Below are 10,533 nucleotides of genomic sequence, written 5' to 3'. Positions count from 1 at the left end.
CTCAGGACACGGTCCGGCGCGCGGCCGCGCCGAGCGCCGCGCCCCAGGCTTCGGCCCGGTCCGGCTCGCCGGGAGCGGGGCCGGTGCCGCCCGGGTCCGTGCCGACGAAGAAGCTCTCGGCCGGGACCGCCAGCCGGCACCCGAGCCGGCGCAGCCGCTTCGCGATGCCGAGCGAAGCGGCACCGGTGAGCAGGCGCGACTTGTCGATCCGGGTGTCGAAGGCCGCGACCGGGAGTCCCGGCGGGACCGGTCCGAGGGCGCCGAGCCACTCGCGCACCCCGGTCTTCGACCGGGTCGGCTCCTCGCCCTGGTCCGCGGCCGATTTCCGCGTCGCGGCGCGGCTCATGCCGTGCACGTGGGTGGGCCCGCCGACGACGAGCAGGTCGACGCCGGTGACGTCCGCCGGCGCGTCGTCGACGTTGACCACCTCGGCGGCCAGCCCCTTGCCGACGGCGCGGGCGATCTGTTCGGTGGCGCCGAACATCGATTCGAACACGACGAGGATCCGCATCGTCAGCTCCTCAGCTCGACCGGCTTGTGGGTGAGCTCTTCGATGTCGCCGGCGGCGCACTCGAGCAGGTTGTGCGCGAGGTCGCTCAACGCGCGCGACGCCGCGAGCTCGTCGCCGATCTCGGGCACGTTCCGGTCGGCCGGGTTGAGCCGGGCCGTGCCGGTGCCGGAGATCCGGGTGTCGTCGGCGGTGTGCAGCCGGGCCGTGGCCCGGGTGCGCTCGCCGTCTTCGTCGATGATCAGTTCGACGTGCCAGCGCTTCTCTTCCATGGCGCTCTCCTTCGGGTCAGGTTTCTTCGGGGACCATTTCGATGGCGCCGCACGGGCATTCGGCGACGCAGATCCCGCAGCCCTTGCAGTAGTCGAGGTCGATCGCGTACCGGTCACCCGGGTCGAGCTTGATCACCGCGTTGTCCGGGCAGACCCCGTAGCAGTTGTCGCACTCGAAGCAGTTGCCGCAGGACAGGCAGCGGCGGGCCTCGAACAACGCCGTCGACGGGTCCAGGCCGCCCTTGATCTCGTCGAACGTCGACACCCGCCGGGACAGGTCGAGGTGCGGCCGGACGGTCCGGTCGGCGTCGCTGAAGTACCAGGTGTTGAGGTTCTCGAAGGTCGCCGGACGCGGCGGTGGCGGCGCGGCGACCGCGGTCCCGCGCAGCCAGCCGTCGATCTCCTCGGCCGCCTTCGCACCGTGGCCGACCGCGACGGTCGCGGTCCGGCCCGAGGGCACCATGTCGCCGCCGGCGAAGATCCCCGGGTGCCCGGTCATCAGGCCCGCGCCGACCCGCACGACGCCGCCGGTGCGGTCGACGTCCGGCAGGCTGTCCACCAGGGACAGATCGCTGTCCTGGCCGAGGGCCAGCACGACGCTGTCCGCGGCCAGGCGCTCGAACTCGCCGGTCGGCTGCGGGAACCCGGACTCGTCGAGCCGCATCTTCTCGACCGTGATGCCCTCGCCGTCGACCTCGCTGATCGTCGACAGCCAGCGCATCGAGACGCCTTCTTCGGTGGCTTCGGCCACTTCGGACTCGTGAGCCGGCATCCGGTCGCGCGTGCGGCGGTAGACGACCACGGCGTCGGTCGCGCCGAGCCGCTTCGCGGTGCGGGCGGCGTCCATCGCGGTGTTGCCGCCGCCGTAGACCGCGACGCGGCGGCCGAGCAGCGGCCGTTCGCCGCTTTCCACGTCGTGCAACAGGGAAACGGCGTCCAGCACGCGCGCCGAGTCGCCCGCGGGGATGTAGGCCCGCTTGCCGACCTGGGCGCCGACGGCGAGGAAGACCGCGTCGAACCCGCCTTCGGTCATCGCCTTCGCGGCGTCGGTGACGCGGCTGTCCTGCTCGAACAAGACGCCCATGGCGCGGATCCGGCCGATCTCCGCGTCGAGCACGTCGCGGGGCAGCCGGTAGCGCGGGATGCCGTAGCGCAGCATGCCGCCGGGCGCGGCCTCCGCGTCGCGGACGGTGACGGCGTGCCCGGACCGCGCCAGGTGGAACGCGGCGGACAGCCCCGCCGGCCCGGCGCCCACGACGAGCACCCGCTTGCCGGACGGCGCGGCCGTCACCGGCATCGTCCAGCCCTGCTTGATCCCTTCGTCGCCGAGGAACCGTTCGACGGAGTTGATCCCGACGGCCTCGTCGAGCTGCCCCCGGTTGCACGCGCTCTCGCACGGCCGGTAGCAGATCCGGCCGAGCACGGCCGGGAACGGGCTGTCGGCCATGATCCCCCGCCACGCGTCCTCGTAGTTCCCGGATTCCGCGTGGTAGAGCCACTTCTGGATGTCCTGGCCGGCCGGGCACGCCTGGTTGCACGGCGGCAGCAGGTCGACGTAGACCGGCCGCTCGCTGCGCCACGCGCCGGTCTTGTTGGCCCGGCTGGACCCGACGTCGAGCGTGATCGCGAACGGCTTCTCGTGCTCCATGTCAGTCCTCTCCGAGCAGGCCGTAGCGGCGGATGTTCCGGTCGGCCTGCGCCTGGATCCGCGCGATCACGTCGGTGCGGGGCTCGTCGCCGAACAGGTGCGCGTACCGCGTCTGGCGCCGCAGGTAGTCCTCGACGGGCACCCGGCGGCGGATCTTCGACGTCGCGACGATCTCGCCGTGCTCGGCCTCGAACACCGGGAACAGCCCGCTTTCCTTGGCCAGGCGGGCGATCAGGATCGTGTCGTGCGACGCGCTGCCCCAGCCGAGCGGGCACGGCACCAGCACGTGCAGGTAGCGGGCGCCGCGGAACTCCATCGCCCGCGTGACCTTCGCTTCGAGGTCGCGCAGGTCCGCGACGGTCGCCGTCGCCACGTACGGGATCTCGTGCGCCAGCGCGATCATCGGGACGTTCTTGCCCTGCCCGAACACCGCACCGGGCTCCGGTCCGACCGCGGGCGTCGTCGCCGTGCGGGCCGCGGCCGGCGTCGCGCCGGAGCGCTGGACGCCGGTGTTCATGTAGGCCTCGTTGTCGTAGCAGATGTAGAGCACGTCGTCGTTGCGCTCGAACATGCCGGACAGGCAGGCGAAACCGATGTCGACCGTGCCGCCGTCACCGCCCTGGCCGACCACGCGGACGTCCGTGCGGCCCTTGGCCTTCATCGCCGCGGCGACGCCGGTCGCCACCGCGGGCGCGTTGCCGAACAGCGAGTGCAGCCACGGGATCCGCCACGACGTCTCGGGGTACGGCGTCGAGAAGACTTCCAGGCAGCCGGTCGCGTTCACGGCGACCATCCGGTTCCCGGTGGCGCGCATGGCCGCGTCGAGGGCGTACCGCGCGCCCAGTGCCTCGCCGCAGCCCTGGCAGGCGCGGTGCCCGCAGTCGATCGAGTTGATCCGCTCGCGGTCGGACTGCACGCTGCGCTGGTCGTCGCCGAGCAATCGGCCCCCGACCGCGAAGCTGCCGGTCTGGTAGAACTTGATCGGCGTCACCGCCATGTCATCACCCGATCCGTGAGGCGACCGCACCGAGGTCGCGCAGGAGGTTTTCGGCCGTGGGGCCCGAGCGCCGGGCGGCGGCGAGCCGGCCCAGCTCCCGGTCGATCAGCGAGCGGTCGAGATCGAGGAACGTCAACGGCGGCAACCGGTCCGCCGCTCGCAGCACTCGGTCCAGCGAGCTCTTCGTGACCGCGCGCCCGCCGAGGCCCGCCACGACCGTGTGGATTTCCGTTGCGGGCGAAGCCGTGACGACGTTCTGCGTGACGATCCCCCCGACACCGGGTTCGAAGGCCCGTTCCAGGACGACGACGCGGGCGGCGTGCCCGATCGCCGCGCGGACGGCGGCCGCGGGGAACGGGCGGAAGCAGGTCAGGCCGAGCACGCCGACGCGCAGCCCGTCCTCGCGCAGTTCGTCGACGGTGTCCTTGAGCGTGCCGAGCACCGAGCCGAGCGCGAGGACGATCGTGTCGGCGTCCTCGGTGCGGTACGCGCGGACCAGCCCGCCGGAGTTCCGCCCGAACTTCTCCGCGAACCGGTCCGCGACGTCCGGGACCAGGTCGAGTGCCTCGGTCAGGCGGGCGTGGGCGAGGTAGCGGACCTCGGTGAACGCCTCGGGGCCGACCATCGCCCCGATCGACGACGGCTCGACCGGGTCGAGGACCTGCCGGGGCTCGTACGGCGGCAGGAAGGCGTCGACCTGGTCCTGCTCCGGGGTGTCGACCTGCTCCCACGCGTGGGTCAGCACGAAGCCGTCCATGCAGACCATCACCGGCGTGGACAGCTCCTCGGCGATCCGGAACGCCTGGACGTGCAGGTCGGCGGCCTCCTGGTTCGTCTCGGCGTAGAGCTGGATCCAGCCGGCGTCCCGCAGCGCCATGCTGTCGCTGTGGTCGTTCCAGATGTTGATCGGCGCGCCGATCGCCCGGTTGGCCACCGTCATCACGATCGGCAGGCCGAGCCCGGAGGCGTTGAACACCGCCTCGGTCATGTACAGCAGGCCCTGGCTCGCGGTGGCCGTGTAGGCCCGCGCACCGGCCGCGGACGCCCCGATGGCGACTGACATCGCGGCGAACTCCGACTCGACGTTGACGAACTCGCACGGCGCGAGCTCACCGGACTTCACCAGCTCCGCCAGGCCTTCGACGATGTGCGTCTGGGGTGAGATCGGGTACGCGCAGACGACCTCCGGGCGGCACAGCGCGACCGCGTCGGCGACGGCCTTGGACCCCTCAATCTGCCTGAGCACCGGAGAGCTCCTCCCGTTCGGCGCGGACGAACCCGTACGCGGCGGTCGCCGCGGCGATGTTGCCGTCGGCCTTCGCGCCGCTGAACCGGCCGGAGATCGCGCTGATCACCGAGCGCAGCTCGACGACGCCGGTCAGGGCGGCGAACCCGCCCAGCAGCGCGGCGTTCGGCATCGGGCGGCCGAGGTGCTGCTGCGCCAGCTCGGTCGCGGGCACCACGAGCAGCCGCTCGCGCCGGAAGCCGCGGACGAACTCCCCCAGCCCCAGTTCCTCGAAGCTGTGCGCGGAGTTCACCAGCAGGTAGCCCGCCGGCTTCAAGCCCTCGAAGACGTTCACCTGGTGCAGCAGGGTGGCGTCCTGGATGATCAGCGCGTCCGGCCGCACGATCGGTTCCCGCGTGCGGATCACCCGGCCGGCGATCCGACAGAAGGACACGACCGGTGCGCCCGTGCGCTCCGAACCGAAGCTGGGGAACGCCTGCGCGTGCCGCCCTTCGGTGAACGCGGCGACCGACAGCAGCTCCGCCGCGGTCACCACGCCCTGGCCGCCGCGGCCGTGGATGCGGACTTCGGTCATGCTCATGTGCTCGGGTACTTGGCGAGGATGTCGCGCAGCGCCGAGACGAACCGCAGGGACTCGTCGTGGTCGCGCTGCCAGACGTTGCGGCCGAAGATCAGCCCGGTCGCGCCGGCCTCCATCGACTCGCGCGCCTTCTCGAGCATCGCGTCGTCGCCGGCCTTGCCACCGCCGGAAACGAGCAGCAGCGTCCGCCCGGCCGACCGGACGACGGCGTCGATCGCCTGCTGGCTGGTGGTTTCCTTCGCGTACGGGGCCGGCACGTTGTCGATCTTCGCCGGGTGCGGGAAGTTGACCTTCACGACGTCGGCGCCCAGCTCGGACGCGGTGCGCGCGGCGTAGTCGACGGCGTAGAACGAGTCCTTCCCGCCCTTGCCCTCGATGGCCGAACCCCGCGGGTACGCCCAGACGATCAGCGGCATGCCCAGGCGGTGCGCGTCGGCGCGGACCCGCCGCAGCTGCGCGAAGTCCGGTTCCTGCGCGGGAGTTCCGACGTAGAGGGTGTACCCGACGGCGTCCGCGCCGAGCCGGACCGCGTCCTCGACGCTGCCGTGCAGCGGCGACAGCGCCTCGCCGTCCGGCGGGATTTCGGTCTTGCCGTTGAGCTTCAGCACCAGCGGCAGCTCGCCCGCGTAGTCCCAGTAGAACTTTTCGGCCAGGCCGATCTGGAGGGCGATCCCGTTGAAGCCGCCTTCGAGCGCCAGCTTGAGGACGTACTTCGGGTCGCCCGCGGCGGGGTTCGCGAAGAAGTCGCGCGGCCCGTGCTCGAGGCCCTGGTCGTAGGGCAGGAAGAACGCGGTCCCGTTGCGCAGGCCGTGGTCGTGCAGGATGCGGTGCAAGCGCGTCTTCTTGCCGGTGTTCAGCCCGAGTTCGGCCAGTGCGGGACGGTGCGCCATGGCGGCCTCCGGAGTCGCTGGTTCGTGTGCGCCCAGCACACCGCGCGGAAGCGGTGCGCACAGCGGCCGAACGCCACCGATGCCCGAGGCGGCCGGCCGGGACTCCGGGGACCTTGGACCCTTGCGACGACGGCCCGGTCGGCGGCGAGACTGGGGAACTCAACCGGGAGGTCGTCGTGAACGTCGATGAACTGCTCACCAAGGCGAAGAACGGGCTGGAGACGAAGATGGTCTTCGGCGAGCCGTACGAGACCGACGGGGTCACCGTGATCGTGGCGTCCACGGTCGGCACCGGCGGCGGTGGCGGCGACAGCCGCGACGAGAAGGGCCGCTCCGGCGAAGGCGGCGGTTTCGGCCTGTCGGCCAAACCGGTCGGCGCGTACGTCATCAAGGACGGCAAGCTGCGCTGGGAACCGGCGGTGGACGTCAACCGCCTGCTGGCCACCGTCGGCATGATCGCCGTCGCGGCGCTGTTCGCGGCGACGCGCCTCGCGAAGCTCAAGTACCGCGCGGCGGCCCCGGCCGGTGAGTCCTGACCACCCCCGCGGCCCGGTCCCCGTCCGAAGCGAACGGAGAGGTGATCGACATGACGAGCAGCGGTCCGCCGGGCACCCGGGACTCCGGACCGGCAGCGGGCACGACCCGGTCCTGGCCCGCGGGCTGGTGGTACCTCCCGCTGACGATCCTCACCGCCGGGCTGGCCGCGTGGGTGCCGTTCCTCCACGCGGGCGTGGTGCTCGGCAGTGCCCGCCTGCGGTGGGCCGCCGCCGCCTACGGCGCGGTGCTCGCCGGGTTGTTCGTGTGCGCGTCCACCGCACCGGTCGACGCGCAGGGCACCGCGGTCGGGACCGCCGGGACCGTCTTGCCCACCATCGCCGGGACGGGCTGGCTCGTGCTGATCCCCGTCGCCTGCGCGCACCAGTGGGCGGTGCGGCGCCGCGTCGCCCGGGGCCGCGGCGGTGCTCCGGAACCCGGCCTCAGCCGGGCCCTCGCCGCCCGGAGCCGGCGCACCACCGCGCGCCGGCTCGCCGAATCCGATCCCCTGCTGGCTCGGGACCTGCGGATCGGCCGGCCCGACCTGGCCCGCGACTACGACGACGGCGGTCTCGTCGACCTCAACAACGCCCCGGCCGCGACGATCGCGCGGCTGTGCGAGATACCCCTGCCCGCCGCCGAGGACATCGTCGGCGCCCGCCGGGACTCCGGGTTCTCCAGCGTCGACGAACTGCTGGTCACCGTCGCCTTGCCGGTGTCGGCCTGGGACCGGATCCGCGACCGCGGGCTGACGCTGTCCGCTTGACCGGTCCGGCGGAGCGGCACGGGCCGGAACACCGACCGACGCCGGAGGGGAACACCGTGAGCAGAATCGGGTTCGACGTCCGCCCGGTGGCCCTGGCCGCCGGGGCGTTGCTCGCCGCCGCGTGCGGTTCGGACGCCGGCACCGCCGGTCCGAGCGCCACCACGGATCCGGTGCCGGCACCGGCGACGTCCTCGGCCCCGGCAGGAACCCCACCCCGGACGGCCGTACCCACGACCGCGGGCGCGGTCCCGGTCGAGCGGTGCACGACCGCCGGGTTGGCCGTCAAGCTGGAACCGGGCGACACGGCCGCCGGCAACTACTACGTCGCCGTCCTCTTCACCGACACCGGTGCCCCCTGCCGGATCACCGGGTACCCCAGGGTTTCCCACTACGCCGGCGACGACCAGCACCAGGTGGGCGACGCCGCGGACCGCGACCCCGGCGCCACGCCGGTCGTGGTGCTGCACCGGGGGCAAACCGCCTCGGCGACGGTCGATCAGGTCGACGTCAGCCACTACGACCCCGCGGCCTGCGCCCCAGCACCCGTGACCGGCCTGCGGGTCTACCCGCCGGGCAACACCGTCTCCGTGCTGCTGCCCGAACCCGGCGCGCACGCCTGCGCCGAGCACATGCCGGGGCAACGGCCGCTGAGCGTCACCGCCGTGCGGCCCGGCACCGGCTCGAACTGAGCCCGCCGCACCGCATCACGCGCCGCTACTCCGGCCGTTCCCGGTCCGGGCCGGGAGAACGCCGGGACCGGCCCGTCATCACGACCGTCGCCGGGACCAGCCACACCAGGAACACGGGGTAGAGCGCGTAGCTCAGCCAGCCGTCCGCGGCCAACGGCCCGCTGCCGACGACGGTGCTCGACCACAGCAGGATCTGCGCGCCGGCGGCCACCACCGCGACCCAGCCCAGCCAGGCCGGGAACGCGTGGTGCCGCCACGTCACCGCGGCGACCGCCGCCAGCAGCACGGCCAGCGGGAGGGCCGAGATCGTGAACACGGCGTTCATCGTGGCGATCAGGGCGGGGAGGGCCGCCGCGGCGGGCGCGGCGGCGAGGCCGATCTGGAACGCCTGGGCCAGCGCGCTGAGCCCGATCCAGACGACTCCCGCGCCGAACGCGATCGCCGACACCCGGCCGGTTCCGCCTTCGGCGCGGAGCAGAAAGCTGCGGAGGCTGCCCAGGAACCACAGGTAGAGCGCGGCGCCGGCGAGGAACAGCATGCTCTGGGCGAAGATCGCGCCCCGGTTCCCGGTGTAGTGGGCTACGACCGCGTCGGCGGAGTCGGCCGGGAGGACCGCGCCGCGTTCGAAGACCATCGCCGCGGCGCTCACCACGATCACGGCGAACCCGCTGGCCGCGCCCCACCGCTCGGCCGCCGGCGCGCTCACGCGGGTTCCGCCCGCTCGGGCACGATGCGGAAGACCGGGATGCCGGGGGCGACCCGGGCGAAGTCCTCGATCGGCGCGTGGCGGTCGACCGGGATGTGGGCTCGGGCACCCGGTGCGCAGGCCAGGTAGCGGCGGAGCACCGGCGCGCGCAGCTCCGGGGCCACCTCGGCGAGGCGGACGTGCTCGGCGCGCCCGTGCCGGAGCACCACGTGCCCGCCGGCGGCCTGGACGTTGCGCACCCAGTGGGTGGCCGGCCCGAGCATGGCCACGAGGTAGCGTTCGCCGTCGTGGTCGGCGACCACCAGGGGGACCCCGACGACGGTGCCCGAACGACGTCCCGGCACCTCCAGCGTGACCAGCCGGCGGGGCAGCACACCGGCCGAGTACACGAGGGCGGATCCGCGGTTCAGGGCTCGCGCCAGGCCGTGGGGCCGGGCGCCCCGGTAGAGCCACCGCCCCCACCGCCGCAGCGGGTTCGCCGGCGGCGCCTCGGCCGCACCAGGGGATTCGGCCTGCTCGCGGACCGCGGTCAGGGCCGCCCGCATGATCGTCCGCGCGAACGGCCGGACGAGCCACCAGTAGCGCGCGAACCGGCGAGCGGAACCGGGATCGGCGGTGGCCGTGCGTGCCTCGTAGGAGAGCAGGGTGCGGCCCTGGCCGTAGGGCCGCAGCGAGAACCCGGCCGCGATGCGGCCCCAGCCCGGTTCCGCGAACGCGGCGAAGCCGTCCGGGGTCATCCCGGTCACGTCGTACCACTCGATGTCGGGCTGCCAGAACCGGCCGACGGCGCCGAGCACGACCTCCCGGCCGGGCGTTTCGCCCAGGAACAGCCATCCCGGCAACCCGCTGCCGCCGCCGAACAGCTTCAGCTCGGCGGGCGGCTCGGCCGGCTCCGCGCCCCCGAACCGCCGCGCCAGGGCGGCCGGGACGCCCCGGACGGACATCGCCGCGTCCACCAGGGGCGTGTGCACGCGCGTCAGGTCGAGCTCGCGGACCGCGCGCCAGGTCGCTTCGGCACCGGCGTCGACGACGACGTGCTCGGCCAGCGTCACGTCGAACCGCGGCAGGAACCGGTCGATCAGCAGGTCCACGCCGCCGGGCTCGAGCGAGCGGCCGGCGGAGGTGGTCACGGACTCGGTCACGGCGTCACCTTTCGTTGTCGGGCGGGGAAAACCGGGGTTCGCCTAGCGGCGCCGGAGTCCGGCGCGCACGAGGGTCGCCAGCTGCACGAGCGCCCCGAGCACCGAGCCGGCGATGCCGACGACCAGCAGGACGCGCGCCGTCACGGGCCAGTCGAAGGAAGAACCCGCGAAGTCGAAGGGGAAGACCTGCCAGACCCGGACGACGGCGACCAGCCCGGCCAGGGTCGTCACCAGGCCGCCCAGCGCGGTCAGCCACTCGGGGTCGTAGCCGAGGAAAGCCACGTTGGTGGCCACCCCGGCCGTCAGCGCGAGATCGACCACGCCCAGCACCCGAGGGGTGTCGCCGGTCAGGAACGGCACGGCTTCCCAGCCGGGCCAGGCGTGGGCGGCGAGCAGCACCAGGACGTTGACGAGCGCGCCGATCAGGTAGCCGGCGCGGCGCTTTCCGGCCCGAGGGCGACGGGTCTCCTGGCCGACGGTCATGACAGCCTCCCTTCCCCGCCCCGATCGTCCGGCCGGCGGGGCGCCGGGCGGCAGGGCCTTAGGTCAACGGGC

The 10,533-nt window shown here is 73.5% G+C and carries 13 protein-coding genes; 3 read left to right on the top strand and 10 right to left on the bottom strand.

Annotated elements, in window-relative coordinates:
- Window position 1: 1 nt before the first annotated feature.
- The 7 genes from AB5J73_RS32575 to AB5J73_RS32545 are packed head-to-tail and all read right to left on the bottom strand — an operon-like array spanning window position 2 to window position 6,141.
- Window positions 2–511, bottom strand: coding sequence for a flavodoxin family protein (locus AB5J73_RS32575; protein WP_370962546.1), 510 nt, complete (start codon window positions 509–511; stop codon window positions 2–4).
- 2 nt (window positions 512–513) lie between these two features.
- Window positions 514–780: a DUF1876 domain-containing protein gene (locus tag AB5J73_RS32570; RefSeq protein ID WP_370962545.1), complete on the bottom strand. Its 267-nt coding sequence runs from the start codon at window positions 778–780 to the stop codon at window positions 514–516.
- Between the two features lie 16 nt (window positions 781–796).
- Window positions 797–2,428 (bottom strand): NAD(P)-binding protein, encoded by a 1,632-nt coding sequence (locus AB5J73_RS32565; protein WP_370962544.1) that lies wholly within the window; start codon window positions 2,426–2,428, stop codon window positions 797–799.
- A 1-nt stretch (window position 2,429) separates the two neighbouring features.
- A complete protein-coding gene (locus AB5J73_RS32560; RefSeq protein WP_370962543.1) occupies window positions 2,430–3,425 on the bottom strand; it encodes a thiamine pyrophosphate-dependent enzyme in 996 nt (331 codons plus the stop codon).
- Window positions 3,426–3,429: 4 nt separating this feature from the next.
- Window positions 3,430–4,671, bottom strand: a complete 1,242-nt coding sequence (locus AB5J73_RS32555) for a transketolase C-terminal domain-containing protein (protein WP_370962542.1) — start codon at window positions 4,669–4,671, stop codon at window positions 3,430–3,432.
- Complete coding sequence (locus tag AB5J73_RS32550) at window positions 4,655–5,245, bottom strand: 2-oxoacid:acceptor oxidoreductase family protein (protein WP_370962541.1); 591 nt, start codon at window positions 5,243–5,245, stop codon at window positions 4,655–4,657. The genes AB5J73_RS32555 and AB5J73_RS32550 overlap by 17 nt, the downstream gene beginning before the upstream one ends.
- 2 nt (window positions 5,246–5,247) lie before the next feature.
- On the bottom strand, window positions 5,248–6,141 hold the full coding sequence (locus AB5J73_RS32545; RefSeq protein ID WP_370962540.1) for a class I fructose-bisphosphate aldolase: 894 nt from the start codon (window positions 6,139–6,141) through the stop codon (window positions 5,248–5,250).
- A 176-nt stretch (window positions 6,142–6,317) separates the two neighbouring features.
- Here AB5J73_RS32545 and AB5J73_RS32540 point away from each other — a divergent pair, with 176 nt between their 5' ends.
- From AB5J73_RS32540 to AB5J73_RS32530, 3 genes are read left to right on the top strand one after another with little or no spacing between them, the layout of a single operon-like run.
- Window positions 6,318–6,677, top strand: a complete 360-nt coding sequence (locus AB5J73_RS32540) for a spore germination protein GerW family protein (protein ID WP_370962539.1) — start codon at window positions 6,318–6,320, stop codon at window positions 6,675–6,677.
- Between the two features lie 50 nt (window positions 6,678–6,727).
- Entirely contained in the window at window positions 6,728–7,441 is a 714-nt protein-coding gene (locus tag AB5J73_RS32535; protein WP_370962538.1) for a hypothetical protein, read from the top strand.
- A gap of 56 nt (window positions 7,442–7,497) precedes the next feature.
- Window positions 7,498–8,130, top strand: a complete 633-nt coding sequence (locus tag AB5J73_RS32530) for a DUF4232 domain-containing protein (RefSeq protein WP_370962537.1) — start codon at window positions 7,498–7,500, stop codon at window positions 8,128–8,130.
- 25 nt (window positions 8,131–8,155) lie between these two features.
- Here the strand turns inward: AB5J73_RS32530 and AB5J73_RS32525 are convergent, their stop codons facing one another.
- Genes AB5J73_RS32525 through AB5J73_RS32515 form a run of 3 tightly spaced genes read right to left on the bottom strand, consistent with a single transcriptional unit; the run spans window position 8,156 to window position 10,461 of the window.
- Entirely contained in the window at window positions 8,156–8,836 is a 681-nt protein-coding gene (locus AB5J73_RS32525; protein ID WP_370962536.1) for a hypothetical protein, read from the bottom strand.
- Window positions 8,833–9,978, bottom strand: coding sequence for a hypothetical protein (locus tag AB5J73_RS32520; protein WP_370962535.1), 1,146 nt, complete (start codon window positions 9,976–9,978; stop codon window positions 8,833–8,835). The genes AB5J73_RS32525 and AB5J73_RS32520 overlap by 4 nt, the downstream gene beginning before the upstream one ends.
- Window positions 9,979–10,020: 42 nt before the next feature.
- Window positions 10,021–10,461: a hypothetical protein gene (locus AB5J73_RS32515; protein ID WP_370962534.1), complete on the bottom strand. Its 441-nt coding sequence runs from the start codon at window positions 10,459–10,461 to the stop codon at window positions 10,021–10,023.
- Window positions 10,462–10,533 lie beyond the last annotated feature (72 nt).

The sequence above is a fragment of the Amycolatopsis sp. cg9 genome (genome assembly GCF_041346945.1).
Classification (GTDB): Bacteria; Actinomycetota; Actinomycetes; order Mycobacteriales; family Pseudonocardiaceae; genus Amycolatopsis.
The sequence above is the reverse complement of the archived record's forward strand: the minus strand, read 5'-3'. Positions and strand labels throughout refer to the sequence as shown.